Here is a 25,677-nt window from a genome sequence, read left to right as displayed (position 1 = left end):
ACAGGGAAATACTGGTTAAATCTACTAAGGTGGAGGCGAGTTGGCAGTGGATTTGCCATCCAATAACAAGATACAAGGAGTAACACACTAATGATCTCGATCGATCGTCTCCGTCTCCCCCCGCTGTTCCGCACCGCCGTTCTGGCGAGCAGTCTTCTCGCTCTGCCGCTCCAGGCCGACACGCTGCGTATCGCCATCATGGGGGAGCCCGCCTCTCTCGACCCCCACAAGATCAGCGGCGTTTGGGAGAACGACGTGGCAGGCGACCTTTTCGAAGGATTGATCACCGAAGCCGCCGATGGGGAACGCATCCCCGGCGTGGCCGAGTCGTGGGAGATCTCGGAAGACGGCACGGTCTACACATTTCAGCTTCGTGACGATGCGCGCTGGTCGGACGGCGAGCCGGTGACCGCCGATGATTTCGTCTTCGCCTTCCGCCGCATCCTCACCCCGGCAACGGCCGCCGACTACGCCTACCTGCTCTACCCGGTCGAGAACGCCGAGGCGGTCTATAGCGGCGAGCAAGATCCCGAAACGCTGGGCATCGAAGCGCTGGATGACCGTACCCTGCAGATCACTCTGGAGCGCTCGACCCCCTACTTCCTCGACCAGCTCTCCCACTACACCGCCTACCCGGTGCCCAAGCACGTGGTGGAAGAGCACGGCGACCGCTGGTCGCGCCCCGGCACCATGGTTTCCAACGGCCCCTTCAAGCTACAGCGCTGGCAGTCGCAGACGCGTATCGAGGCGGTACGCAACGAGCACTTCCACGCTGCCGACAGCGTCGCGCTCGACCAGGTGATCTACTTCCCCATCGAGGAGCGCAACACCGCCCTAAACCGTTTCCGCGCCGGCGAGATCGATGTGGCGAGGGAGTTCCCGACCCAGCAGTACCGCTGGCTGCGCGACAACCTTCCCGATGCGACCCACACGGCTCCCTACCTCGGCATCTACTACTACGTGCTCAACTCACGCGAGGGCCACCCCACGGCCGATCCCCGCGTACGCGAGGCCCTGAGCCTGGCGGTGCGCCGCGAGGTGATCACCGAGCAGATCCTGGGAACGGGAGAGGAGCCGGCCTACAGCTTCGTCCCGCCCGGCGTCAGCCACTACGAGCCGGCAACGCTCGAGTTTGCCGAATTGACCCAGGAAGAGCGCACCGAACGCGCTCGTGAGCTGATGAGCGAAGCGGGCTATGGCCCCGACAACCCGCTGCAGCTGCGTTTGCGCTACAACACCAGCGAAGATCATCGCAAGGTCGCCATCGCCATCGGCGCCATGTGGGAACCTCTGGGCGTCGAGGTCGATCTGTTCAACTCCGAGGTCGCCGTTCACTATGCCGACCTGCGCCAGGGCGACTTCGATGTGGGTCGTGCCGGCTGGATCGGCGATTACAACGATGCTCAGAACTTCCTCAGCCTGCTGGAGGGCGGCGTGGCCAACAACTACGGCGCCTACCGCAACGAGGAATTCGACGCGCTGATGCGGGAGGCTGCCAACACCCAGGATCTCGACCGGCGTGGAGAGATCATGGCCGAGGCCGAACGACTGGCACTCGCCGACAGTGCCACCCTGCCCATCTATTACTACGTCTCTCGCAATCTGGTGAACCCTGCATTGCAAGGCTGGGAAAACAACATCGAGGACATCCATCGCTCGCGCTGGGTCTCCTTCGAAGAGTGATACTTTCCAAGCCTGACGAGGCCCCGGGCGACCGGGGCCGGGAGACGCCATGCTGACCTATTTCTTCAAGCGCCTGTTCCAGGCCGTTCCCACCCTGCTGATCGTCATCACGCTGTCGTTCTTCCTGATGCAGCTGGCACCGGGGGGACCGTTCGACGGGGAGCGGCAGCTGCCGGCCGAGATAGAAGCCAACCTGCGTGCGGCCTACAACCTCGACTTACCCGTATGGCAGCAGTACTTCATCTACCTGGGCAATCTGCTGCAGGGCGATTTCGGCCCCTCCTTCCGCTACAAGGACTTCACCGTCACCGAGCTGATCGCACAAGGGTTTCCGGTCAGTCTCGAACTCGGCCTATGGGCCATCGCACTGGCCATTGCGCTAGGCCTGCCGCTGGGTATCGTGGCTGCGCTACACCGTAACTCGAGCATCGACTACCTGGTGATGGGCACCGCACTTGCCGGGGTCGCCATCCCCAGTTTCGTGATTGCTCCGATACTGGCACTGGTGTTCGGCGTGCTGCTGGCTTGGCTGCCCGTGGGCGGCTGGAACGACGGCCACTGGCGCAACATGGTGCTACCGGTAGTGGCACTGTCGATCCAGCAGATCGCCTATATCGCCCGCATGAGTCGCGCCAGCATGATCGAGGTGCTGGGCAGCCACTACATCCGCACGGCACGCGCCAAGGGACTTTCCGAGCGGGAGGTGATCTGGAGGCATGCCTTGCGACCCTCCCTGCTGCCGGTGATCTCCTACCTGGGGCCGGCCATCGCCGGCATCATCACCGGCTCGGTGGTCATCGAACAGATATTCGGCATTCCCGGGATCGGCCGCTATTTCGTCCAGGCGGCGCTGAACCGCGACTACACCCTGGTGATGGGCACCGTGGTGTTCTACGGCATCCTGATCGTGCTGCTCAACCTGATCGTGGATCTCCTCTATTCCGCCCTCGACCCGCAGATTCGCTATGACGACTGAACACACCGCGACCCACCCAGGCGCCGGCGCACTGCCGGCGGGAGAAAGCCTGGGACGCGACGCCTGGCGTCGCCTGAAGCAGAACCGAGCTGCCATGGTCAGCCTGGTGCTGTTGATTCTCATCGCCACTGCCTGCCTGGTGGGGCCCTGGCTTACTCCCTGGGGGCTCAACGAGGTCAACTGGAACGCCTTCACCGCGCCGCCCAGCCTGGCGGACGGCCACCTTGCCGGCACCGATGCCAACGGTCGCGACTTGCTCACACGCACGTTCTACGGCGGTCAGATTTCGCTTTCGGTAGCGCTGGTGGCCACCTTCGTCTCGCTGGTGATCGGTGTACTGTACGGTGCCGTGGCCGGCTACCTGGGCGGCCGGGTCGACAACCTGATGATGCGCTTCGTCGACATCATGTATTCGCTGCCGTTCATGTTCCTGGTGATCCTGCTGATGGTGGTGTTCGGCCGCAACATACTGCTGATCTATGCCGCCATCGGCGCCGTGGAGTGGCTCGACATGTCGCGCATCGTGCGCGGCCAGACCCTGGCGCTGAAGCGCCGTGAGTTCGTCGAGGCGGCGCGCGCCCTGGGGGTAAGATCGCGCACGATCGTCATGCGCCACTTGATTCCCAATACCCTAGGCCCGGTGGTGGTCTACGTCACACTGACCGTGCCCAAGGTGATTCTGCTGGAGAGCTTCCTGTCGTTCCTGGGGCTTGGCGTGCAGGAGCCGATGACCAGCTGGGGCGTGCTGATCAGCGAGGGCGTGGACATGATGCAGAGCGCCCCCTGGATGCTGCTGGTGCCGTCGGTCTTTCTTGCCGTCACCCTGCTGTGCCTGAACTTTCTCGGCGATGGGCTGCGCGACGCCCTCGATCCCCGCACACGCTGAATGGAGGCCGTCATGCCGAATCCACTACTGGAACTCGACCGTCTGCAGGTCGATTTCGAGCTTCACAATGGCCGGGTGGCCGCGGTGAAGGAGGTGAGCTTCTCTCTTGATGAAGGCGAGACCTTGGCCCTCGTGGGGGAGTCCGGCTCGGGAAAATCGGTCTCCTCCACCGCCATTCTGCGCCTGTTACCGGAATTCGCTTCGACCCGGGGTGCCATTCACTGGTATGGCAGCCAAGGCAAGGAGGATCTGCTGAGCGTCAACCCGCGGCGCATGCGCCGCATTCGTGGCAACGAGATCTCGATGATCTTCCAGGAGCCGATGACCTCCCTGAATCCATTGCAGCGTATCGGTCGCCAAGTACGCGAAGTACTCGACAAACACACCACGCTCAACGGTCAGGCGGCGAAGCGGCGGGTGATCGAGCTGTTCGAGCAGGTCGGCATCCCCGAGCCGGAGCGACGGGTATCGAGCTACCCGCACGAGCTTTCCGGCGGCCAGCGTCAGCGCGTGATGATCGCCATGGCCTTGGCCTGCGAACCGCGGCTGCTGATCGCCGACGAGCCCACCACGGCGCTGGATGTCACCGTGCAGGCGCAGATCCTGACGCTGCTCAAGGAGCTGCAGAAACAGTACGGCATGGCCATCCTGTTCATTACTCACGACCTGGGCATCGTCAGGCATTTCGCTGACCGCGTTTGCGTGATGCGGCATGGAGAAGTCGTCGAGAGTGGGCCGACAAAGGAGCTGTTCACTGCGCCCCGGCACGACTACACACGAATGCTGATCGATGCCGAGCCCCATGGACGTAAGGCGCCGGTACCGGACACCGCCCCGGTGATCATGCAAGCCCGCGACCTAAGGGTCCGCTTCGCCCTGAAGAAGCGCCTGTTTCGACCCAGCGACTATTTCGAAGCCGTGCGCGGCATCGACCTGACCATTCGACAGGGCCAGACGGTGGGCATCGTCGGCGAGTCGGGCTCCGGCAAATCGACCCTGGGCAGGGCACTACTGCGGTTGCTGGCGAGTTCGGGCGACGTGCGCTTCGAGGACACCGACCTGACCCATCTGGACAGCAGCACGCTACGCCCGCTGCGTTCACGCATGCAGGTGGTCTTTCAGGACCCTTTCGGTTCGCTCTCGCCGCGCCTGACGGTGGGCGAAATCGTCAGCGAAGGGCTACGCGTGCACTACCCGGAGCTGACCCGACGACAGCGTATCGAGCGCGTGATCGAGGCGCTCGAAGAAGTCTCGCTGGACCCCGCTACCCGGCAGCGCTACCCCCATGAGTTTTCCGGCGGCCAGCGTCAGCGCATCGCCATCGCCCGGGCGCTGGTACTCAAGCCCCGCTTCCTGCTGCTGGACGAGCCCACCTCGGCGCTGGACCGCTCGGTGCAGGCCACCGTGATCGAGCTGCTGCGCAGCCTACAACAGAGGCATGCGCTGACCTACGTGTTCATTAGCCACGACCTCGCCGTGGTAAGGGCGCTGGCGGATACCGTGATGGTGATGAAGGAGGGCCGTGTGGTCGAGCAGGGCGAAACCGAGGCGCTGTTCAGCGCGCCCCGTGAAGCCTATACCCGCGAGCTGATCCGCGCCGCCTTTCTCGATCAAGCGGCCTAGCAGTAGCGGAACGAACAAGGCCCGGCAGTTGCCGGGCCTTGAACGAACGATTGACTTATATCAAGCGTTTGACTGACTCAGAAGCGGTAGGTCAACTGAGCGCCGAAACCATGGGCTTCGTTCTTGTAGTCGGCGGAATAAGTAGAAGACACGCCTTCTACTAGGCCCCCGGTGCCAGGATTGAAGACCGAATCACCTCTTTGTTGATCAACTCGGGTGCTACGCTCCGTCAAGTAGGAGTAGGCGAAGTCCAGCGTCAGATTGTCCATGGGCGTCCAACCGGCACCGACGGAGAAGATGCGGCGGTCGTCGGAAGGAATCCGTGCGCTGCGGTACTGATCGCTGGTAGGCGTAAAGTCAAGGGTGAGGCCGGCACGCAGCGCCAGCTGCGGATTGAGCTGGTATTCACCGCCGACGCCATAGGCCCAAGCGTTGGAATAGTCCTGCTGCTCAAAGGTAATGGGGGGACCATCCGCATCGTTGGGATCGACCACGCGGATTTCATCGAAGCGGCTCCAGCGGACCCAAGAGGCACCTGCCATGAGCTTCAGGCGGTCGCTCATCTGCTGGGTCACGGAGAAGTTGATCGTTTCGGGAGTTGTCAGGTCCAGTTGAGCATCTCGATTCAAACGCTCAGGGGCAAACGTATCTACAAGCCCGGAGGGATCCGTTGCACGGTAGTCCCCCGTCAGGGTGTAGCTAACCTTGGAGCGATACGTCAAACCAAAGGTAGTTTCCGGCACCGGCTGAAACATGACCCCGAGGTTGTAACCCCACGCATCGTCGTCACCCTCGATACGGGCATCGATATCAGCGTCGGTATTGTTTGGGCTAAAGGGGTTCGCCACCTGCCGGCGCAATTCACCGTCCACTCGGTTATAAGTGATACCCGCACCGATGGACCACTGATCGTTGAAGCGATAGGAGACAGTGGGCTGGGCACTGACGACGCGCAGCTCGGTGTAATTGCCCAGGTTACGTCCAACGAAACTATCTTCGTATTCGGTCTTGGAACCGAACGGCGCATAGACACCGAAACCGAAGGCCAGTTGCTCGTTGACCGGATGCGCATAGAAGGCGAAGGGAATCAGCGTGCCCGGCACCATATCGCCTTCCGAAGTACCCTCGATGGGCACAGGACCGAAACCAAAGTCTCGTGTTGCCTCGGCATTGCGGATCCGGCTATTGACGTTCAGATAGGTGCCGCCAGCGGTGATCTGCGCGCGGTCGAGGAACGACATGCCCGCCGGGTTGCCGAAAACGATGGTGGCATCGTTGACGTTGGAGCTCCGGCCCGCGTGGCCATAACCCTGGCCGCTTACGCTCTGCTCGTTGATCTGGTAACCGCCGGCGTTGGCCTGGCTGGCGAAGGCGGCGGCGGCGATGGCCACGGCCCAGGTGATCCTGTTGAACTTGTTCTGCATGTTTCGACGTCCTCTTCCAGATACGAGCTGGCGCTGGTTATTGTTCCGCTCTCAGCGGAGCGGTGCCCTACCAAGCCAGTTTTCGCCAAACCGCAGCCCGGATCAAGGCCAAACGTTCGTTTTAAAGCCTGAAAACGTCATACTTTAGTCCTGTTCAAGCGTAATTCATTGAACTTTTCACCGGGCCTACGCTTACCCGCCCCTTTTTACGGTATTCGGACAACCTGCTTGACCTTTGTGTTACCCATAGGTTTTACACTGCCAGGCATGGTCCCCAACCACAGGAGACTCTGCCATGAAGGTTAGCGAACTGGCCCGATGCGCCGAGGTCACTGCCGAGACGGTACGCCACTACACGCGCGAAGGCTTGCTGCACCCGAAGCGCGACCCGGAGAACGGCTATCAGCTTTTCACCCAGGCTGACCTGGAGCGGCTGCGCTTCATTCAGCGCGCCCGAACACTGGGATTCAGCGTAGCCGAAATCAATGAAATCCTGGCCCATGCCGACCAGGGGGATTCGCCCTGCCCCATGGTGCGCGACCTGCTGGCCAGCAGACTGCCGCAGATCCGTAACCGCATCCGCGAACTGGAAGCGCTGGCATCACGCATGGAGCAGGCGCTCGACGCCTGGGCCGAGATGCCCGACGGCACCCCTGACGGCCATAGCCTGTGCCGCCTGATCGAAAGCTTCCCCGAGGCGACGCACTCCCACTGCTCCCGAGCCGCCGAGGAAAGGCAATGAACAGCTACGAACACGAGCGCAGCGTCCCCGGCATGAACTGCCAAGGCTGCGTGAAGCGCATGCGCGAGGCGATCCAGGCCCTCGACCCTGAGGCCGAGGTCTCCGGTTTCCCCGCGGAGAAACGCCTGGTGGCAATCACCACCCTCGACGCTAGCCGACTCGATGCCGCCCTCGAGGCGGCAGGCTATCCGCCCGGGGCAGTATCCAGCGGCGAGCCCGACGAAACAGCAGACAAGACGCCAGCCGCCGCAGTCGCTTCCCGGGAAAGCGATGCTGAGCTGGCGCCGCGCCGCGAGGGCGGCGTGACCCACCGCCTGTCGATCTCGGGCATGACCTGCGCCAGCTGCGTGAAGAGCGTTGAACAGGCCCTTTCGCGCACCCCGGGCGTGGCTACCGCCTCGGTGAATTTCGGCACCCGGGTGGCTCAGGTGCATGGCCGTGCCGACACCGAGGCACTGGTGAAGGCGGTGCAGGCAGCCGGCTACGATGCCGAACCCATCGTCGACCTGCGCCAGGCCGAAGAGGCGCGTACTGCCAAGGATGCCGAGACCTATAAACGTCGGCTACGAGGAAGCGCATGGTCGCTGGCACTCGCCGTGCCGCTGATGGCCAGCATGTTCGTCTACCATCCGCACCCCATGGGCATGGGACGGCTCTACTGGCTGGTGATCGGCCTGCTGACGCTGGCAGTACTGGCTGGCCCCGGCCGGCACTTCTTCGTCAACGCCTGGAAGAACCTCAAGCATCACCAGGCCAATATGGACACTCTGATCGCCATGGGTACGGGCACCGCCTGGCTCTACTCCATGGCGGTGGTGGCCTTCGCTCCCTGGCTGCCGGCAGTGGCGCATGGAATCTACTTCGAGGCCTCGGCGATGATCATCGGCCTGGTGCTGCTGGGCAACGCGCTGGAGCTGCGCGCCCGCGGCCGCACCAGCGAGGCGCTAAAGCGCCTGCTCGACCTGCAGAGCCGCACGGCGCGGGTGATCCGCGACGGCGACGAGCGCGAGCTGCCCATCGAGGAGGTGCGTCAGGACGACCATATCCGCGTGCGGCCCGGCGAGCGGCTGCCGGTGGACGGCGTGGTGACCAGCGGCGCCAGCCACATCGACGAGTCGATGCTCACCGGCGAGCCGCTGCCGGTGAGCAAGGGCGAGGGCGACGAGGTCAACGCCGGTACGGTGAACGGCCGCGGCGGCCTGGTCTATCGCGCCACCCGCGTAGGTACCGACACCCGTCTGGGACAGATCACCGAACAGGTGGCGCTGGCGCAGAACTCGCGTCCGCCCATCGGCGAGCTGGCCGACAAGGTATCGAGCATCTTCGTGCCCACGGTGATGATCGTCGCCGTGCTCACTGCACTGGCTTGGTTCAACTTCGGCGCCGAGCCGCGGCTGATCCACATGCTGGTCACCGCCACCACGGTACTGATCATCGCCTGTCCCTGTGCGCTGGGTCTGGCCACGCCCATCTCGACCATGATCGGGGTGGGCAAGGCCGCCGAGCACGGTGTGCTGGTGAGAAGCGGCGAGGCGCTGCAAACCGCCAGCCGCCTCACCACGCTGGTGGTGGACAAGACCGGCACCCTGACCGAGGGCAAGCCACGCGTTACCGAAGCCCGCTTTCTCTCCGGCGAAAAGCGCTCGGGCGACGCGCTTCCGGACGACGAGACGCTGCTGCTGGGGCTGGTGGCGGCGCTGGAGCGCGGCTCCGAGCACCCCTTGGCAGCCGCCCTTTTGACGCACGCCGAACAGGCCGGCGCCGAGGCCGCGGACATCAGCGACTTCGACAGCGTCACCGGGGGCGGCGTCAAGGCCACCGGGCCTGGCGGCGAAGCTCTACTGCTGGGCAATGCGCGACTGCTGCGCGAGGCCGGTATCGACCTCACCGCCGGCAATGAGCTTGCCGGCGAACTGGAGCGCAAGGCACGCACCGTGGTCTATCTCGCCGTGGCGGGAAGACTCGCCGCGCTGTTCGGTATCAGCGATCCGCTGCGGGCCGATACCGTGGCGGCGGTCAAGCGGCTTCAGGCCGATGGTCTCAAAGTGGTGATGCTCACCGGTGACAACGAGCACACCGCGGCGGCCATCGCCCGCGAGGTCGGCATCGACGACTTCCGCGCCGGGCTTCTGCCCGAGGACAAGCATGCCGAGATAGAGCGCCTGCAGCAGGCTGGTGAATTGGTGGGCATGGTAGGTGACGGCATCAACGACGCCCCGGCCCTGGCCCGGGCCAACGTCGGCTTCGCCATCGGCCAGGGCACCGACGTGGCCATCGAGAGTGCCGGCATCACGCTGATGCGCAGCTCCCTGCACGGCATTGCCGATGCCATCGAGATCAGCCGCATGACCCTGCGCAACATCAAGCAGAATCTGGTCGGCGCGTTCGGCTACAACGTGCTGTGCATCCCCATCGCCGCCGGCGTGCTCTACCCCTTCACCGGCATGCTGCTCTCCCCCATGATCGCAGGCGCGGCCATGTCGCTCTCCTCGATCACGGTGGTCAGCAACGCCAATCGGCTGCGCCTGCTCAGGACCCGCGGCGACCACCAAGGCGAACGCCCGACGCAGACCGCGTCGAAGGAGGTACTGTCATGAGCTGGATCGTCAACCTCGCGGGCCTGACCCTCATCGCCGCCATCGTATGGTGGTTCTGGTGGCGCCGCTGAGCCGGCCCACCGAGAGCACCTGCTAAGCTGAAAGCATATGGCTGAAGGGGAGTGATGCCATGCCTGGACTCAATGGCGTGCTGGAAACCGCGCTCTACGTCGACGACATGGACCGGGCGCGGGTCTTTTTCGAAGGGGTGATGGGGCTCGAGCCTTTCAACGCCGACCACCGCTTCACCGCCTATGACGCCGGTGCCGGCTCGGTGCTGCTGCTTTTCCTCAAGGGTGAGACGCTGGAAACCGTGGTGCTGCCCAATGAGATGGGAACCATTCCGCCCCACGACGGCAAGGGGCGGGTACACCTTGCCTTCGCCATCGCACAGCGGGAACTTGGCGCCTGGGAGCGTCAGCTAGACGATCACGGGGTTGCCATCGAAGGGCGCACTCACTGGCCCCGCGGCGGCAAGAGCCTGTACTTTCGCGATCCCGACGGCCATCTCATCGAGCTGGCGACGCCGGGCGTCTGGCCCAACTACTGACAAGAGCCTGCCCACCGTGCGGCCGAGCGCACACTCTTGTCAGCTCACACCCATATAGCGGCCTGGCTTGTGATTCAAGGCAATGATCAGGTTGAGCGCCACCGCCCCCAGCACCGAGAGCCCTACCCTGTCGGCCGGCAGCACCAGGAAGGCGGCGAGCATGATCAGCCCGTCGATGCCGAGCTGCACGTAGCCTGCTCGCAGGCCATAGCGCCCTTGCAGGTAGAGCGCAAGAATGTTGATGCCGCCGAGGCTGGTACGGTGGCGAAACAGCACCAGCATGCCGATACCGATCAGACTCCCGCCCATCAACGAAGCGTAGAGCGGATTGAGGGAATCGAAGCTCACCCACTTGCCGGTCAGCTCGGAGAACAGCGATACCAGCGCGATGGCGACGAAGGTACGCAGGGTGAACGACCAGCCCATGCGTTTCACCGCCAGGTAGTAGAACGGCAGATTGATCAGAAAGAACCATATCCCGAAGCGCCAGCCGGTGGCGTACTGCAGCAGGAAGGCCATGCCCGCGGTACTGCCGGTGAGCAGCAGCGCCTGGGTGTAAAAGCTGACACCGAGAGCGACGAATAGCGTGCCCACCAGCATGGCCATCAAATCTTCATAGGGACGATGGGGGTCGGTGGGGAGATCTTGTGGATCCATTCACGTTTCCTTGGACAGGAGAAGGCAAGCCAAACGGAGCGGATTCTAGCGTCTGAGCTCAAGGAAATCATTGACCGCGCTCACCGCAGCGCGGATTAGCCCGTCAGTGTTCCAGCGGTTCGGCGTACTCCACCATCAGCTGCAGCGACTCCTGACCCCGCCAACGGTTACGGCTGAGCCGGAAGGCACAGCGCAGCTTGTCGCCCATGTCGAAGGGGGGCAGCTCCCCGGGGGTGAGCGCGCGAAACCAGATCGCCTTGAGGCTCGTCACGCCCGTAGAAAGGTGCATCGAGAGATGGGTGCCTTCGGCACCTACCGAGCGCATCGACTCGATCAGGAACTCGCCATCGAACAGCGGGGCATCGAATTCACGCCCGTAGGGCCCCAACGCCTCGAGTTCGCCCAGCGTAGCCAGTTGGAACTGCTCCGGCAGAAGCGAACCGTCGGTAAGCACATGGGGGAAGAGTTCGGCACCGGCCAGTTGCTCGTCCACCGCCTGCAGGAAAGCTGCACGGAAGCTTTCCAACCGATCGGCCGGCACGCCGACCCCGGCCGCCCCGCGGTGACCGCCGAAACGCGGCAGCGCCTCGGGGGCGAGTTCGAAGGTGCGCTGCAATGCGTCGCGCAGGTGCAACGCCTCGATGGAGCGTCCCGAGCCGGTAAGCATGCCGGGGGCTGCCGCCGGCGTCAGCACCAGCGCGGGGCGCCCAAAGGACTGCACCAGGCGCGAGGCGACGATGCCCTGCACGCCCGGATGGCCGCTTTCGAGGAACACCACCAGCGCCACCTGATCGGCTTCGAGCTGCGGCATGGCCAGGGCACGGGCCTCTTCGACCATTTCCGCCTCGATCGCCTTGCGCGACTGGTTGTCGTCATCCAGCGTCTGCAGGTGGCGTATCGCGGTACTGTCATCCGCCGCCAGCATGAAGTGCAGCGCGGCGTAGGGGTCGTCGAGGCGAGAGCGGGCGTTGATCCGCGGCCCCATCTGGAAAGCCAGCGTCTCGGCGGAAAACGGTACGCTGTCCTCTCCCAGGCGTGTCGCCATGGCGCGCCAACAGGCAGCCTCCATGCGATTGATCAGTGTCAGGCCATGGCTGACCACGGCGCGGTTGGCCGGGCTCGCCCCCAGCGACACGCAGTCGGCCACGGTGCCCAGCGCCACGTAGGAAAGCCAGGCGGAAAGTTTGGGCGTCGTGGTGGAAATCGCGCCCCACTCGATCAGCACACTGCGGGTGAGCGACATGACCAGCCAGGCAACCATGCAGCCGGCAATGGTGCGGTCGGGGTATTGGCAATCGTCGCGCGTCGGATTCACCACCGCATGGGCCGAGGGCGGCGGCCCTTCCACCGGCAGGGCGTGGTGGTCGCTCACCACCACGTCGACACCCGCCGCCTTGAGCCGGGCGATGCGCGGCTCGTCGGAGCTGCCGCAGTCGGCAGTGATGACCAGGCTCGGTCGTGGCTCGAGCCCCAGGGTGCGCTCCACCAACGGCAGACTGATGCCGTATCCGTCGTGGATGCGGTGCCCGATAAGGCTGTGAAGTCGCGACTCCGGAACCCCGAAGAGCTCAACCAGGGTACGCCGGATCACCACGTGGGAAGTGATGCCATCGACATCGTAGTCGGTGAGGATGCCGATATGCTCGCCGTCCACTACGGCCTGGGCGATGCGCTCGGCGGCGCGTCGCCCGTCGGCCAGACGCTCCGGGTGCTCGAGATAGCGCAGGCTGGGCTGGGTGAGCGGTGCAAGCTCCCCGTCGTAACCGGCAAGGCGGCCGGCCAGCACTCGGGCCTGCAACTCGCTTAGCCCTTCGGCGAGCGCGCGGGCGTAGAGTGCCTGATTGCGGGGGCGCAGGAGCAGCCGCGGTTTGAGTCGGGCGTGCAGATCGGGCGGCGCGGTCGCGTCCAAGCGTGGCTCCTGTTGCATGACGGGTTTTGCGGCCGGCTCATGGTATCTCGGCGCGGCCTCTCGGGCTGCCTCGAAACGAAGGGCGCAGGGCCTATCTTAGCCGACACTGACCACCGCTCGGGCTAGCCGGCGACAGGTCTACGAGGAGGCGCTGTAAACCCATCCCTGGGCGCTACTTTTGCCATCCATGGCAAAAGACCTCCTCTTCGACCTGTCCCCTATGCCCTCGCTACCTCGGCGGGCACATTCTGGGAGTTAGCAACGCCTTCCCGGGTTGATCCGGCGCCCCTCGCCTCAGCTTCGGCCTTCAGTGCTGGCGCCGGTTCTCGGCCACGAACGCCTGCACCTTAGCCAGCTCCGCCGGCAGCACGGTGTAACGCTCCTCGCGCTCCAGCAGGTCGTCCATGTGCGGCGGCAGCGGCACACCGGGGAAGCCCGCCTTGACCACCGCCTCGGCGAACTTGGCCGGGTGGGCCGTGGCCAGGGTGATCATCGGTGTGGCGGCATCGGCCCGGGCGCGCTCGGCGGCGCGATAACCGGTAGCCGTGTGCGGGTCGAGCACCTCCTTGGTACGGTGGTGCGCTTCGCGGATCACCTCGAGGATGGTGGTGTCATCCACGCTGTGGCTGGCGAACAGCGCCCGCAGCCGCTCCAGCGGCGCCTCGGCCAGGGCCGTGGGCTCGCTCTGGAAGCGTTCGAGCAGTGCCGCCACGGCATGGCCGTCGCGCTCGTAGGCCTCGAACAGCAGGCGCTCGAAGTTGGACGACACCACGATGTCCATGGAAGGCGCCAGGGTCGCCTTGAGTTCCTGCTTGGAGAAATCGTTTTCGGAAATCGTGCGATGCAGGATGTCGTTGGCGTTGGTGGCGATGATGAACTGCTTGACCGGCAGACCCATGCGGTAGGCCATGTAGCCGGCGAAGACATTGCCGAAGTTGGCCGAGGGCACGCAGAAGCTGACCTGACGATGCGGCGCACCCAGCGCCACACCGGCCGCCACGTAGTAGACGATCTGAGCCATGATACGCGCCCAATTGATCGAATTCACCGCCACCAGACGAGTGCCTGTGAGGAAACCCTGGTCGGCGAAGCTCGCCTTGACCATGGCCTGGGCATCGTCGAAGTTGCCTTCGATGGCGATGTTGAAGACGTTGTCGGCAAGTACCGAGGTCATCTGGCGGCGCTGCACCTCGGAGACGCGCTTGTGCGGGTGCAGGATGAAGATATCGAGGTTGTCGCAGTGGCGGCAGCCCTCGATCGCCGCCGAGCCGGTATCGCCCGAAGTGGCACCCATGATCACGGCGCGCTCGCCGCGCTTGGCCAGGAAGTGATCGAGGATACGGCCCAGCAGCTGCAGAGCGACGTCCTTGAACGCTAGCGTCGGGCCGTGGAACAGCTCGAGCAGGAAGTGATTGGCGTCGAGCTGGTTGAGCGGCACCACGGCGTCGTGGCTGAAGGTGGCGTAGGCGTCGCGCACGATACCGCGGAACGTCTCGTCGTCGATCTCGCCGTTGACGAATGGCTGCATCACGCGAAAGGCGATCTCGGCGTAGGAGAGCCCCGCCATCGCCGCGAGATCCTCGCGCGTAAGCTGGGGAATCCGCTCCGGCACGTAGAGGCCGCCATCGCTGGCCATGCCGGTCAGGACGACCTCTTCGAAGGAGAGCGCAGGCGCCTGCCCGCGGGTACTGATGTAGCGCATGCCCTTACTCCTGCTCGTCCAGAGACTCGACGCGAATCCGCGTGACCGGCCCGGCGATGTCGGCCATCGCCTCGATCTGACGGATCGCCTCGTTCATGTGCTTCTCGCGGCAGCTGTGGGTCAGCAGGATGATCGGCACCAGCTCGCCCTCGGTGGCTTCCTTCTGCACCAGTGCCTCGATGGAGATGCCCTGCTCGGAAAGGATGGTCGCCACGCGCGCCAGCACCCCGGGGCGGTCCACCGCCAGCAGCCTGAGATAGTAGGCGGTGACGATGTCCTCCATCGGCAGGATCGGCATGCCGCCGTCGCCTTCGCCGATGCCGCTGAAGGCCAGGTAGGGCACTCGATAGTGATGATCGGTGGTGATGTCGCGGGCCACGTCGAGCAGGTCGGCGACCACCGCCGAGGCGGTAGGCTCGGAGCCGGCACCGGCACCGTAGTAAAGGGTCGGACCGACGGCATCGCCCATGATGGCGATGGCGTTCTTCACCCCGTGCACATTAGCCAGCAGCCGCTCCTTGGGAATCAGCGTCGGGTGTACGCGCAGCTCCAACCCATGCTCGGTGCGCTTGGAGATTCCCAGGTGCTTGATGACGTAGCCCAGGTTGTCGGCCTGTTGCACGTCATCGAAAGTGACTCGGGAAATACCCTCGGTATAGGCCTTTTCGAACTGCAGCGGAACGCCATAGGCGATCGAGGCGAGGATGGTGAGCTTGTGGGCGGCATCGATACCTTCGACGTCGAAGGTCGGGTCGGCTTCGGCGTAGCCCAGCGCCTGGGCTTCGGCGAGCACGTCCTCGAAGGCGCGCCCCTCTTTACGCATGTGCGTCAGAATGTAGTTGCCGGTGCCATTGATGATGCCCGCGACCCACTCGATGCGGTTGGCACCCAGCCCTTCACGCAGCGACTTGATCACTGGAATGCCGCCGGCCACGGCGGCCTCGAAGGCGACGATCACACCCTGCTCATGAGCCGCCTTGAAGATTTCGTTGCCGTGCACGGCGATCAACGCCTTGTTGGCGGTGACCACGTGCTTGCCGTTGGCGATGGCCGTAAGCACCAGCTCGCGGGGGATGTCATAGCCACCCAACACCTCCACGAGGACGTCGACGTCTGGGTTGCGCGCCACCTCGAAGACATCGCTGGTGGTCTTGATACCGGTGAGGTCGCACTCCGGGTTGGTGCTGCGCAGTGCCACCTGCTCAATGACGATCGGACGGCCGGCACGCCGCGCAATTTCGTCGGCGTTGCGCGTCAGCACGTTGAAGGTGCCGCCACCGACGGTACCCAGCCCACAGATTCCCACTCTCACCGGTTTCAATGTCCTGCTCCCCTGATAGTGTCAATGTCCAGCGTTCACGTAAAAATTGGCAGCTCTCTGTCTGCCGTCACTTGTCATTCCACTCGTCACTCAACTCTTCCAATCACTCGGCCAGACCAAGCATGTCGGCCAGGCGCTCGGCGGGTACGTAGCCCGGCACCAGCCTGCCGTCGGGCAGAACGATGGCTGGCGTTCCCTGCACGCCCACCGCCATGCCCAGATGATACTGTGACTCGACCGGATTGTCGCAGTCGCCGCTTCCCGTCAGCGCTTCCTCCCGCTTGGCTGCATTCATGGCTTCACTGGCATTGTCGGCGCACCAGATCTGCTCGAGGATACGCGCGCCCTGTGAGTTCATGCCGGCGCGCGGAAACGCCAGGTAGTGCACTTCGATGCCCATCTCGTTGAGCTTCGGCACCTCCTCGTGGAACTGCCGGCAGTAGGGGCAGGTGGTGTCGGTGAATACGAAGATCTTCGCCCGAGACTCGGCCGTGGTGCGGAACACGACCCGCTCGCTCTCGGGCACCCGGACGAGCTGCTCGGCGCGCTCGTCGTTACGCGACTGCTCGGTCAGGTTGGTCAGCCCGCCCTCGCCGTTCTCGTAGAGATCGCCGACCAGAAAGAACTTGCCCTCGGCATCGCTGTAGAAGGCTTCACCGGTTTCCAGGCGTACCTGATAAAAGCCCGGCAGTGGGGTTTCGTGAACGCTGGCCACCGGCATTTGCTGGCCATTGACTTCCAGGCGCTCTGCCAGTCGTTCGGCGCCGCTGGCCAGCGCGGCGGCAGGCAACAGGAGCGCGGCGAAGGGAACTGCCAGAGTGAACAGGGAAACGGCAAGGCGATGAGTTAACGCAGTCATGGTTCAGCCTCGAGGATGATGGTCGGCGTGCAGGGCTTCGAGTCGCGCCTGCGCAACGTGGGTATAGATCTGCGTGGTCGACAGGTCACTGTGGCCGAGCAGCAGCTGTACGACACGAAGATTGGCCCCATGATTCAATAGATGTGTGGCGAATGCATGCCGCAGCGTATGTGGCGACAGCGGCCGCATGATGCCCGCCGTGCGCGCATGTGTCTTGATCCGGTACCAGAACGTCTGGCGCGTCATACAGTTATCGCCACGCCCGGGAAATAGCGCCGGCCGTGTCACGTCGGTCATCAGCGCGCCACGGGCGCTACGCAAATAGCGTGTCAGCCAGTGTACGGCCTCTTCCCCTAGTGGGACCAGTCGATCCTTGTCGCCCTTGCCGCGCACCCGCACCACGCCCTGGCGCAGGTTGACGGCATCCACGCTGAGACCCACCAGCTCCGACACGCGCAGTCCGCAGCCGTAGAGCACCTCGAGCATGGCTCGGTCGCGCAGGCCGATGTCGGTGGCAAGGTCGGGGGCAGCCAGCAGGCGCTCCACCTCATCCTCTTCAAGGGTGTCGGGCAGGTTGGGACGCACCCGCGGCAAACGCACCTCGGCCAGCGGATCGCGAGCGATACGCCCCTCGATCAACGCCCAGCGGTAGAAGCCGCGCAGAGTCGATAGCAGCCGAGCATTGCTGCGCAGCTGGTAGCCCGCTGCGCGGCGCTCCTCGAGCCAAGTTGGCAGCAGAACTTCGTCTGGCGCGAGCAGTTCGCTGCCCGCCTCTCCCAGGCGTGTAGCCCAGGCCTCCAGATCGCGCCGGTAAGCCGCCAGGGTGTGCTCGCTCGCGCCACGCTCCAGCCACAGGGCATCGAGGAACGTTTCGATCAGGGCGAGGGCTCGGGTGTCACACGTCATGCCCTACTCTCCTTACGCTGGCACCACCCAAGACAACGAAGCCCCGCCCCGCGTGAGCGGTGACGGGGCTTGGCGACACAACGAAGTGCGAGCGGGCCGTGGCACACGGGCTCGGCCCAGGCACGCAATCGTTACGACAGCTTTTCCTTGATACGAGCAGACTTGCCGCTGCGCTCGCGCAGGTAGTACAGCTTGGCCTGGCGCACGTCACCGCGACGCTTGACCTCGATGGAGTCGACCAGCGGGCTGTAGGTCTGGAAGGTACGCTCGACGCCGACACCGTGGGAGATCTTGCGCACGGTGAAGGCGGAGTTGAGGCCGCGGTTACGCTTGCCGATCACCACACCTTCGAAGGCCTGAAGGCGCTCGCGGTTGCCCTCCTTGACCTTGACCTGAACGATGACGGTATCGCCCGGGGCGAAAGGCGGCACCTGCTTGCTCATCTGCTCGGCTTCGAGCGCCTGGATCACCTTGTTCTTGCTGCTCATGACAAAACTCCTCGATATTCGGCATCGCCACTGTCTAGAGGTAAGGGCGATGCGTGATCCCGGCGCTCGAACCTGACTCGAGAGCGCGGGAGATGGTGGGTGACGCAGGTCCACGGCTCTGTGAAGCCGGTGTCCTGCACCGCCGCCCTGCCAACCCGATAGGTGAGCTATCCGGTAGAAAGGGCGTATTCCTCGATGAACTCCTCGAGCAGCTTCTGCTGCTCGGCATTCAACGACCTGCCTTCCAGCAGGTCGGGGCGCCTCAGCCAGGTCCGCCCCAGCGACTGCTTGAGCCGCCAGCGCCGGATCTCGCCATGATGCCCGCTGAGCAGTACATCCGGTACCCGCCGCCCGTCGATCTCCTCGGGACGCGTATAGTGCGGGCAATCCAGCAGCCCCTCGTTGAAGGAGTCCTCGACCGCGGAATCATGATGTCCCAGCACACCGGGAACCAGTCTTGCCGCGGCGTCGATCAGTACCATGGCGGGCAGCTCACCGCCGCTCAGCACATAGTCGCCGATCGACCATTCCTCATCGATGTCGCTCTCCACGATGCGCTCATCGATGCCTTCGTAGCGGCCGGCCACTACCACCAGTGGCGGTCCGGCAACCAGCTCGCGTACGCCCTGCTGATCGAGCCTGCGCCCCTGGGGGGACAGGTAGATGACCCTGGGCCGCTGCCCCGTGGCCTCGCTCGCCCGCTCGCGGGCGGCATGAATGGCCGCACGCAGGGTGTCGACCTTCATCAACATGCCGGGACCACCGCCATAGGGTCGGTCGTCCACGGTGCGATGCCGATCGGTGGCGTAGTCGCGGGGGTTCCAGAACTCCAGCGCTACGCGCCCCTGGGCGACTGCCCGACCCGTGACGCCGTGCAGGGCGATGGCCTCGAACATCTCCGGGAAGAGCGATACCACGCCGACCCACATGCCCAAGGACTCGCCAGGCTGGGTATCAACCTCGGCGCTCAAAACTCCGGATCCCAGTCGACGGTCATGCTGCCGCCCGCCAGATCCACCTCGATGATGACATCGTCGGGCAGGAACGGTAGCAGGCGCTCACGGTCGTCGATGGATGGCGGAGTACCCTGTGGGTCGCCCCTGACCACCAGCACGTCATTGGCACCGGTTTCGAACAGATAACCGACGCGCCCCAGCACCGCGCCTTCGCGAGTCACGACGGTGAGCCCTTCCAGCTGGTGCCAGTAGTACTCATCGCCGGCAAGCTCGGGCAAGTCGGTCTTGGGCAGCAGAATCTCGGCGCCGGCCATCTGCTCGGCAGCTTCGCGCGAGTCGATGCTCTCCAGCAGGGCAACCAGCCCCTTGCCTTGACGCCGCCCCTGTATCAGCCGCACACGCCTCTGGACAGCACCCTGTCTCAGCACCCACTCCGGGTACTCGAGAATGCCTTCCATCGGGCTGGTGTGGGAGTAGATCTTGATCCACCCCTTGACCCCATAGGGGCTGGTCAGCTTGCCCAGCACCACATGGTCGTCGCGATGGACGTCGCGTTCGCTGCGTTCGACCTGCTCGCTCATGACGTCACCGGTACGCGACAGGCTCAGGCCTGCTTGCGGGCTTCCTTGACCAGTTCGGCCACGCGGTCGGACATCTGCGCGCCCTGGTCCTGCCAGTGAGCAATACGCTCCAGATCGACGCGCAGACGCTCTTCCTGACCGCGGGCGATCGGATTGAAGAAGCCCAGACGCTCGATGAAACGGCCGTCACGGGAGTTGCGTGAATCGGTCACGGTCAGGTGGTAGAAGGGACGCTTCTTGGCGCCACCACGTGCCAGACGAATGGTAACCATGGCGATGACTATCCTTCGGTTGAGGTTACGTTTAATACCGATATGCGCCGGACCCGGCTAACGGCCGGGTTCTCGGCATCTGCCAGGAAAGCGGGTCCGTGGACCCGCTTTCGCGTCATTCGGTCACTTTCCTTTACAGGCGTGCAGCCGGGCCGAAGCCACGGTCCTGCCATGAAGACGCAGCATTCTACGGAAATCAGCCCCGCTTTGAAACCCTTTTCTCGGGCCCCGCCGCGTAGTGGCCTTACCGCCAAGGGAAGCCGCCGGGGCCACCCATACCGCCCATGCCACCCATGCCGCCGGGGCCACCAGGACCGCCGCCGCCCATCATGCCGGACATGCCGCGCATCATCTTCTGCATGCCGCCCTTCTTGCCCGCCTTCTTCATCATCTTCTGCATTTGCTTGTGCTGCTTGAGCAGGCGATTGAGATCAGGCACTTGCAAACCGGCGCCGGCAGCGATGCGCCGCTTGCGCGAGCCGTTGATGATATCGGGCTTGCGGCGCTCCTGGGGCGTCATCGAGTTGATCAGCGCCTCGAGCTTGCCGAGTTCCTTCTCCGGGCCCGGCCCCTGAGCCAGCTCTGCCATCTGCCCCATGCCTGGCAGCTTACCGAGCAAACCGCCCATGCCGCCCATCTTCTTGAGCTGCTGGAGCTGATCGCGGAAGTCCTCGAGATCGAAGCCCTCGCCCTTCTTGACCTTCTTGGCCAGCTGCTCGGCTTTCTTCTTGTCGACGGTGCGCTCGGCTTCCTCGATCAACGAGAGCACATCGCCCATACCGAGAATGCGCGAAGCCACCCGATCCGGGTGGAAGGGCTCCAGGGCGTCGATCTTCTCGCCCACGCCCATGAACTTGATCGGCTTGCCGGTGATATGGCGTACCGACAGCGCGGCACCGCCGCGGGCATCGCCGTCGGCCTTGGTCAGGATCACACCGGTCAGCGGCAGCGCCTCGTGAAACGCCTTGGCCGTATTGGCAGCGTCCTGGCCAGTCATGGCGTCGACCACGAACAGGGTTTCCTGCGGCTGGCAGGTGCGATGCAGCTCGGCGATCTCGGCCATCATGGCCTCGTCGATGGCCAGGCGACCGGCGGTGTCGACGAGGAGCACGTCATGAAACTGGATCTTGGCATGCTTTATCGCCGCCTGGGCGATGTCTACCGGCTTCTGATCGCTGCGCGAGGGAAAGAAATCGACCCCCACCTCACCGGCCAGCGTCTCGAGCTGGTCGATGGCCGCCGGGCGATAGACGTCGGCGGAGACCACCAGTACCTTCTTCTTTTCTCGCTCCTTGAGGTAGCGGGCCAGCTTGGCCACCGACGTGGTCTTGCCCGCCCCCTGCAAGCCGGCCATCAGCACTACCGCAGGCGAACCCTTGAGCGAGAGGCCCTCGTTGGCCTCGCCCATGATCGCCTCGAGCTCCTGCTGGACGATCTTGACGAACTGCTGCCCCGGCGAAAGGCTCTTCGATACTTCCTGACCCACGGCGCGCTCGCGCACCCGCTCGATGAATTCCTTGACCACCGGCAGGGCGACGTCGGCTTCGAGCAGCGCGCGGCGCACCTCGCGCAGGGTGTCCTTGATGTTGTCCTCGGTCAGGCGTGCCTGACCCTTGATGGACTTGAGCGTATGGGAAAGGCGCTCACTGAGATTCTGGAACATATGCCACTCCGGCTGTCAGGCTGTCGGTTCGGCGCGTCGATCGCGGCGTTTTGGGTAGCACCTGCGGCAAAGCGTCACGCTCGTCGCGAATGACGCCCTTCGGCGACGGAACAGCCCGAATAAAGCGGTTTTAGAGTCTGGAGCACATTATACGCCCTGCGGCGACCAGTCTCCATGCATGCGGTCCTCGTGCACGGCTGTGCGCCGCAGCGAGGATTGGGTATAGTGGCGAGTGCAGACTCCCCATCCACTCGAGATGCACTGGCGACGGCGCACGGACGACACTGATGCAGGCGCTACCTCTGGCCATCATGGCCCTCATCCTTTACCTGGGCGCGGCCTCCTGGCAAGGCCTCACGCTGCTGCGGCGTGTACCGCAGCGGCCCACTCTGGTGCGCGCGCTGGGCCTGCTGGGCCTGCTGTTTCATCTTCCCGTGGCCTTCAAGCTGATCGATCAGAGCCCCGGCCTGATGCCGGGCCTGTCGACCAGTGCCGTGGTGCTCACCGCCATCATGGTAATCCTGCTGCTCGCCGTGAGCCTGGCCAAGCCGGTCCTCAGCGTGGCCGTGGGCCTGTTCCCCGTGTCCGGCCTGGCGCTGCTGCTGGCCGTGGGCCTGCCGAGCCCGGAGCGCACCGGCGGCATGACCCCGGGCATCGCCCTGCATGCCATGAGCTCGGCGCTGGCCTTCGCCATCATGTTCATTGCCGCCTGCCAGGCCATGCTGCTCGGGCTACAGAACCATGCCCTGCGTCACCACCGCATTCGCGGCGTGGTGCAGGTGCTGCCGCCCCTTACCACCATGGAGCGAGTGCTGTTCGAGCTGATCTGGGCCGGCATGGCGCTGCTCACCCTGTCGATCGCCAGCGGCTTCGCGTTCGTCGAGAGCATGTTCGCTCAGCACCTGGCTCACAAGACCATCCTGTCGCTGGCCGCTTGGGTTATATTCGCCATTCTGCTGATCAGCCATCATGTGCTGGGCTGGCGAGGCATGCGTGCCGTACGCTGGACCCTCGGCGGCTACGCCGTGCTTCTGCTGGCCTATTTCGGCAGTAAATTCGTGCTCGAGGTCATTCTCAACCGCACCTGAAACATAGGTCGCCTTGACACTGGCGGACCTAATCCCTACAAACGGGGCTGACACGCCAGCGAGGATTCAACCACCTTGAGCGACGACTTCCCATTGGGATTGCTGTTCAGCCTGCTTTTTCTGCTCGTCTGCCTTTCCGCGTTCTTCTCGAGCTCCGAGACCGGCATGATGTCGATCAACCGCTACCGCCTCAATCACGAGGCCAACAGCGGAGACAGCCGGGCCCGTCGTGTCCTGCGGCTGCTTGCGCGCCCGGACCGACTCATTGGCGTGATCCTCATCGGCAACAACCTGGTCAACAACCTGGCTGCCGCCATCGCCACGGTACTTGCCATTCATTTCTTCGGCGAGGTGACCGGGCCGGCCATCGCACCGCTGCTGCTGACCATCGTGATCCTCATCTTCGCCGAGGTCAGCCCCAAGACCTATGCCGCGATCAAGCCCGAACGCATCGCCTACCCCGCCTCGCTGATCCTCGAACCGCTCCTCAAGCTGCTCTATCCGCTCGTATGGCTGGTCAACGCGATCTCAAACGGCCTGCTGCGGGTGCTCGGCGTGAAGGAGATCGAGGGCGGAACCCACAGTCTTTCCCGCGACGAACTGCGCACCGTGGTGCACGAAGCGGGCACTCTGATTCCTCATCGCCACCAGGCGATGCTGCTGTCGATCCTCGACCTGGAGAACGTCACCGTCAACGACATCATGGTGCCGCGCCACGAGGTGGTGGGGATCGACCTCGATGACGAGCTGGACACCATCCTGGCCCAGATTCGCACCAGCCAGCACACTCGATTGCCGGTATTCAAGGGCGACATCAACAACATCATCGGCATGCTGCATCTGCGCAATGCCGCGCGCTTCCTGTCGCGGGCCGAGGTGACCAAGGCGTCGATCGTGCAGGAGGCCCGGGAACCCTATTTCATCCCCGAGTCGACCCCGCTGCATACCCAGTTGCTCAACTTTCAGAAGCAGAAGCGGCGCATCGGCATCGTGGTGGATGAGTATGGCGATGTGGAAGGCCTGGTAACGCTGGAAGACATCCTCGAGGAGATCGTCGGCGAATTCACCACCGACGTGGCTGGGCAGGATCAGGAGATTCATCGTCAGGATGACGGCAGCCATGTGATCGACGGCACCGCCACCATCCGCGACATCAATCGTGCGCTGGGCTGGAAGCTCCCCACCGATGGCCCCAAGACCCTCAACGGCCTGATCCTGGAGCATCTGGAGGCTTTCCCCGATGGGCCGACCTGTCTGCAGATCGGCAGTGTGCGCATGGAGATCATCGAAGTTCGCGACAACTTGATCACATCGGCACGCTGCTGGCAGGCGGTTCGCGCCGGTCGTCAGCGCCAAGTCTGATCAGCGACGCGAAGGCTCGGCGATAGGCTGGACCCAACCGTCGGCCTCGGCCTTGAGGGCACGCACCTGACTCTCGAGCCGGTCACGCTGAGCCAGCCTGGGTGGGATCGGCCTGCCGAAGTTGAGCGCCACCTTGGCACGGAAGCGGCGCGGCCGCCCGGAGAGGGCCGGGCCATTGCCGTGAGAGGTCCAGGACCCCCATAGTCCGGCAAGGCCTGCAGGAATCACCGGCACGGGATCCCGGGCAAGGATCGTCTCGAGGCCGCGCCGGAAGGCGTGTACCTCGCCGTCCGGCGTCAAACGCCCCTCGGGAAAGAGCATCACCACCTCACCGCTGCGCAATGCCCGACTGACCTCGTCGAGCGCACGCCGCACGCTGCCGGGATCGCGTCGGTCGGACTCCACCGGAATCGCACCTACCAGTCGGAACAGCCAATTGAGCCAGGGCGACTCGTAAATAGGCCTGTCCATCAGAAAGCGCAGCGGGCGCGGACTCGCCCCACCAATGACCAGTGCATCCATGAAGCTGACATGGTTGCATACCACCACGGCCGCGCCTTTGGCAGGTATGTGATCGAGCCCGCGCAGGCGCAGCCGGTAACAGCAAATGACCAACAGGAAGATGAGATAGCGAATGAACGGCCGCGGTGCGCGAAGAATGCGCCAACCTGCCACCAGCACCAGCAAGGCGATCAGCCCGAAGAGGACAAGCTTCACGCGATATCGGACCTGTTATGCAGACCGGCGAGAATGGTGGCCAGCAGTTGATCGAGCAGCTCCGGCACCTCGAGCTGCTGACCTTGCCAATAGCCCAGACGCTCATTGAGCCCCAACTGCACCAGACCGTGCACGCTGCCCCACAGAGTACGCCCGAGCCGCCTGGCCTCGAGATCGCCCAGCGCCGGCTGATACTCCTTGAGGCCGTTCTCGACGCGCAGGAAGAGCGCCTCGATCATGTCGGACTGACGCTGATCCAGCTCGCCCTCCTGGGCCAGCGGATAATCGAACAGCAGCTGCCAGCGAAAGGGCTCGCGCTGGGCGAACTGCCAATAGGCCAGCGCCAGGGCGCGCATCTGTTTTTCCGGCGCAACGCCCTCGGTCAGGGGTTCGATGACCATGCGCAGGCGCGCCAGGGTTTCGATGTTCACGTGCTGCAGGAGGTTGCCGAAGCTGCCATAGAGCTTGAGCAGGGTGCTCGGGGCACAGCCCACCTCACGTGCCAGGGCCCGCAGCGAGAGCGCATGCACAGGGTTACCCTGCAGCCAGTCATCGCAAGCCGCCATGACCTGGGCATGGAGCGCTTCGGGCGCATGCTGTCGGGGACGAGCCATCGAGTTCCTCGCAGGAAGTATAAGTCTCGTGGGCGGATGCTAAGCAAGATAGCGTAGGATAGCGCACATCGAACACTGTTTTCGACCATTGCGAGTCAAGC

The 25,677-nt window shown here is 64.2% G+C and carries 23 protein-coding genes; 9 read left to right on the top strand and 14 right to left on the bottom strand.

Translation table 11 applies throughout. From position 1 onward, the window contains the following. Nucleotides 1-90 precede the first annotated feature (90 nt). The 4 genes from AC2VNO_RS11595 to AC2VNO_RS11580 are packed head-to-tail and all read left to right on the top strand — an operon-like array spanning nt 91 to nt 5,168. Nucleotides 91-1,683, top strand: a complete 1,593-nt coding sequence (locus AC2VNO_RS11595; protein WP_486934266.1) for a peptide ABC transporter substrate-binding protein — start codon at nt 91-93, stop codon at nt 1,681-1,683. A gap of 49 nt (nt 1,684-1,732) precedes the next feature. Then, the gene (oppB, locus tag AC2VNO_RS11590) at nt 1,733-2,659 is read left to right on the top strand and encodes an oligopeptide ABC transporter permease OppB (protein ID WP_486934265.1); all 927 of its coding nucleotides are present in this window, start codon (nt 1,733-1,735) and stop codon (nt 2,657-2,659) included. Further along, on the top strand, nt 2,649-3,545 hold the full coding sequence (locus tag AC2VNO_RS11585) for an ABC transporter permease (RefSeq protein WP_486934264.1): 897 nt from the start codon (nt 2,649-2,651) through the stop codon (nt 3,543-3,545). Before oppB ends, AC2VNO_RS11585 begins: the two co-directional genes overlap by 11 nt. A 12-nt stretch (nt 3,546-3,557) precedes the next feature. Beyond that, the gene (locus AC2VNO_RS11580) at nt 3,558-5,168 is read left to right on the top strand and encodes an ABC transporter ATP-binding protein (RefSeq protein WP_486934263.1); all 1,611 of its coding nucleotides are present in this window, start codon (nt 3,558-3,560) and stop codon (nt 5,166-5,168) included. A gap of 77 nt (nt 5,169-5,245) precedes the next feature. Here the strand turns inward: AC2VNO_RS11580 and AC2VNO_RS11575 are convergent, their stop codons facing one another. After that, on the bottom strand, nt 5,246-6,592 hold the full coding sequence (locus AC2VNO_RS11575; protein ID WP_486934262.1) for an OmpP1/FadL family transporter: 1,347 nt from the start codon (nt 6,590-6,592) through the stop codon (nt 5,246-5,248). A gap of 295 nt (nt 6,593-6,887) precedes the next feature. On the opposite strand from AC2VNO_RS11575, the gene AC2VNO_RS11570 reads away from it, so the two are divergent. The 3 genes from AC2VNO_RS11570 to AC2VNO_RS11560 all read left to right on the top strand — a co-directional run bounded on the left by AC2VNO_RS11570 (nt 6,888) and on the right by AC2VNO_RS11560 (nt 10,481). After that, a complete protein-coding gene (locus AC2VNO_RS11570) occupies nt 6,888-7,334 on the top strand; it encodes a MerR family transcriptional regulator (RefSeq protein ID WP_486934261.1) in 447 nt (148 codons plus the stop codon). After that, nucleotides 7,331-9,931: a heavy metal translocating P-type ATPase gene (locus AC2VNO_RS11565; protein WP_486934260.1), complete on the top strand. Its 2,601-nt coding sequence runs from the start codon at nt 7,331-7,333 to the stop codon at nt 9,929-9,931. The genes AC2VNO_RS11570 and AC2VNO_RS11565 overlap by 4 nt, the downstream gene beginning before the upstream one ends. Nucleotides 9,932-10,061: 130 nt before the next feature. After that, nucleotides 10,062-10,481 carry a VOC family protein gene (locus AC2VNO_RS11560; RefSeq protein WP_228577170.1) on the top strand — a complete coding sequence of 140 codons (420 nt, stop codon included), beginning with the start codon at nt 10,062-10,064 and terminating at the stop codon, nt 10,479-10,481. Nucleotides 10,482-10,520: 39 nt separating this feature from the next. On the opposite strand, the gene AC2VNO_RS11555 is transcribed toward AC2VNO_RS11560, so the two are convergent. The 11 genes from AC2VNO_RS11555 to ffh form a co-directional block, all read right to left on the bottom strand. After that, complete coding sequence (locus AC2VNO_RS11555) at nt 10,521-11,138, bottom strand: YitT family protein (protein WP_486934259.1); 618 nt, start codon at nt 11,136-11,138, stop codon at nt 10,521-10,523. Between the two features lie 103 nt (nt 11,139-11,241). Further along, nucleotides 11,242-13,047 (bottom strand): single-stranded-DNA-specific exonuclease RecJ, encoded by a 1,806-nt coding sequence (locus AC2VNO_RS11550; RefSeq protein ID WP_486934258.1) that lies wholly within the window; start codon nt 13,045-13,047, stop codon nt 11,242-11,244. Nucleotides 13,048-13,354: 307 nt separating this feature from the next. After that, nucleotides 13,355-14,749, bottom strand: coding sequence for a threonine synthase (thrC, locus tag AC2VNO_RS11545; RefSeq protein ID WP_486934257.1), 1,395 nt, complete (start codon nt 14,747-14,749; stop codon nt 13,355-13,357). A gap of 4 nt (nt 14,750-14,753) precedes the next feature. Further along, complete coding sequence (locus AC2VNO_RS11540; protein ID WP_486934256.1) at nt 14,754-16,070, bottom strand: homoserine dehydrogenase; 1,317 nt, start codon at nt 16,068-16,070, stop codon at nt 14,754-14,756. A 103-nt stretch (nt 16,071-16,173) separates the two neighbouring features. After that, the gene (locus tag AC2VNO_RS11535; protein WP_486934255.1) at nt 16,174-16,929 is read right to left on the bottom strand and encodes a DsbC family protein; all 756 of its coding nucleotides are present in this window, start codon (nt 16,927-16,929) and stop codon (nt 16,174-16,176) included. Between the two features lie 3 nt (nt 16,930-16,932). After that, entirely contained in the window at nt 16,933-17,835 is a 903-nt protein-coding gene (xerD, locus tag AC2VNO_RS11530) for a site-specific tyrosine recombinase XerD (RefSeq protein ID WP_486934254.1), read from the bottom strand. Between the two features lie 131 nt (nt 17,836-17,966). Continuing rightward, nucleotides 17,967-18,323, bottom strand: coding sequence for a 50S ribosomal protein L19 (gene rplS, locus AC2VNO_RS11525; protein ID WP_228577152.1), 357 nt, complete (start codon nt 18,321-18,323; stop codon nt 17,967-17,969). Between the two features lie 167 nt (nt 18,324-18,490). Next, on the bottom strand, nt 18,491-19,252 hold the full coding sequence (trmD, locus tag AC2VNO_RS11520; RefSeq protein WP_486934290.1) for a tRNA (guanosine(37)-N1)-methyltransferase TrmD: 762 nt from the start codon (nt 19,250-19,252) through the stop codon (nt 18,491-18,493). Nucleotides 19,253-19,290: 38 nt separating this feature from the next. After that, entirely contained in the window at nt 19,291-19,860 is a 570-nt protein-coding gene (rimM, locus tag AC2VNO_RS11515) for a ribosome maturation factor RimM (RefSeq protein ID WP_486934253.1), read from the bottom strand. Between the two features lie 23 nt (nt 19,861-19,883). Next, a complete protein-coding gene (gene rpsP / locus AC2VNO_RS11510) occupies nt 19,884-20,132 on the bottom strand; it encodes a 30S ribosomal protein S16 (RefSeq protein WP_486934252.1) in 249 nt (82 codons plus the stop codon). Between the two features lie 244 nt (nt 20,133-20,376). Next, the gene (gene ffh, locus AC2VNO_RS11505) at nt 20,377-21,795 is read right to left on the bottom strand and encodes a signal recognition particle protein (RefSeq protein WP_486934251.1); all 1,419 of its coding nucleotides are present in this window, start codon (nt 21,793-21,795) and stop codon (nt 20,377-20,379) included. A gap of 287 nt (nt 21,796-22,082) precedes the next feature. Here ffh and AC2VNO_RS11500 point away from each other — a divergent pair, with 287 nt between their 5' ends. Then, the gene (locus tag AC2VNO_RS11500) at nt 22,083-22,883 is read left to right on the top strand and encodes a cytochrome C assembly family protein (RefSeq protein ID WP_486934250.1); all 801 of its coding nucleotides are present in this window, start codon (nt 22,083-22,085) and stop codon (nt 22,881-22,883) included. Between the two features lie 75 nt (nt 22,884-22,958). After that, nucleotides 22,959-24,245, top strand: coding sequence for an HlyC/CorC family transporter (locus AC2VNO_RS11495; RefSeq protein WP_486934249.1), 1,287 nt, complete (start codon nt 22,959-22,961; stop codon nt 24,243-24,245). On the opposite strand, the gene AC2VNO_RS11490 is transcribed toward AC2VNO_RS11495, so the two are convergent. Continuing rightward, entirely contained in the window at nt 24,246-24,962 is a 717-nt protein-coding gene (locus AC2VNO_RS11490; protein WP_486934248.1) for a 1-acyl-sn-glycerol-3-phosphate acyltransferase, read from the bottom strand. Then, nucleotides 24,959-25,576 carry a TetR/AcrR family transcriptional regulator gene (locus tag AC2VNO_RS11485; protein WP_486934247.1) on the bottom strand — a complete coding sequence of 206 codons (618 nt, stop codon included), beginning with the start codon at nt 25,574-25,576 and terminating at the stop codon, nt 24,959-24,961. The genes AC2VNO_RS11490 and AC2VNO_RS11485 overlap by 4 nt, the downstream gene beginning before the upstream one ends. Between the last annotated feature and the right edge of the window lie 101 nt (nt 25,577-25,677).

The sequence above is a fragment of the Halomonas sp. TH-94 genome, assembly GCF_057473365.1.
This window is presented reverse-complemented; position numbering and strand designations above follow the sequence as displayed.

Bases quoted from the DNA above. Each gene is read 5' to 3' on its own strand.
- ffh (WP_486934251.1), bottom strand. From the start codon at position 21,795: ATGTTCCAGAATCTCAGTGAGCGCCTTTCCCATACGCTCAAGTCCATC.
- xerD (WP_486934254.1), bottom strand. From the start codon at position 17,835: ATGACGTGTGACACCCGAGCCCTCGCCCTGATCGAAACGTTCCTCGAT.
- trmD (WP_486934290.1), bottom strand. From the start codon at position 19,252: ATGTGGGTCGGCGTGGTATCGCTCTTCCCGGAGATGTTCGAGGCCATC.
- AC2VNO_RS11555 (WP_486934259.1), bottom strand. From the start codon at position 11,138: ATGGATCCACAAGATCTCCCCACCGACCCCCATCGTCCCTATGAAGAT.
- rimM (WP_486934253.1), bottom strand. From the start codon at position 19,860: ATGAGCGAGCAGGTCGAACGCAGCGAACGCGACGTCCATCGCGACGAC.
- AC2VNO_RS11585 (WP_486934264.1), top strand. From the start codon at position 2,649: ATGACGACTGAACACACCGCGACCCACCCAGGCGCCGGCGCACTGCCG.
- AC2VNO_RS11580 (WP_486934263.1), top strand. From the start codon at position 3,558: ATGCCGAATCCACTACTGGAACTCGACCGTCTGCAGGTCGATTTCGAG.
- thrC (WP_486934257.1), bottom strand. From the start codon at position 14,749: ATGCGCTACATCAGTACCCGCGGGCAGGCGCCTGCGCTCTCCTTCGAA.
- AC2VNO_RS11570 (WP_486934261.1), top strand. From the start codon at position 6,888: ATGAAGGTTAGCGAACTGGCCCGATGCGCCGAGGTCACTGCCGAGACG.
- rplS (WP_228577152.1), bottom strand. From the start codon at position 18,323: ATGAGCAGCAAGAACAAGGTGATCCAGGCGCTCGAAGCCGAGCAGATG.
- AC2VNO_RS11575 (WP_486934262.1), bottom strand. From the start codon at position 6,592: ATGCAGAACAAGTTCAACAGGATCACCTGGGCCGTGGCCATCGCCGCC.
- AC2VNO_RS11535 (WP_486934255.1), bottom strand. From the start codon at position 16,929: ATGACTGCGTTAACTCATCGCCTTGCCGTTTCCCTGTTCACTCTGGCA.
- AC2VNO_RS11595 (WP_486934266.1), top strand. From the start codon at position 91: ATGATCTCGATCGATCGTCTCCGTCTCCCCCCGCTGTTCCGCACCGCC.
- AC2VNO_RS11485 (WP_486934247.1), bottom strand. From the start codon at position 25,576: ATGGCTCGTCCCCGACAGCATGCGCCCGAAGCGCTCCATGCCCAGGTC.
- AC2VNO_RS11565 (WP_486934260.1), top strand. From the start codon at position 7,331: ATGAACAGCTACGAACACGAGCGCAGCGTCCCCGGCATGAACTGCCAA.
- oppB (WP_486934265.1), top strand. From the start codon at position 1,733: ATGCTGACCTATTTCTTCAAGCGCCTGTTCCAGGCCGTTCCCACCCTG.
- AC2VNO_RS11500 (WP_486934250.1), top strand. From the start codon at position 22,083: ATGCAGGCGCTACCTCTGGCCATCATGGCCCTCATCCTTTACCTGGGC.
- rpsP (WP_486934252.1), bottom strand. From the start codon at position 20,132: ATGGTTACCATTCGTCTGGCACGTGGTGGCGCCAAGAAGCGTCCCTTC.
- AC2VNO_RS11560 (WP_228577170.1), top strand. From the start codon at position 10,062: ATGCCTGGACTCAATGGCGTGCTGGAAACCGCGCTCTACGTCGACGAC.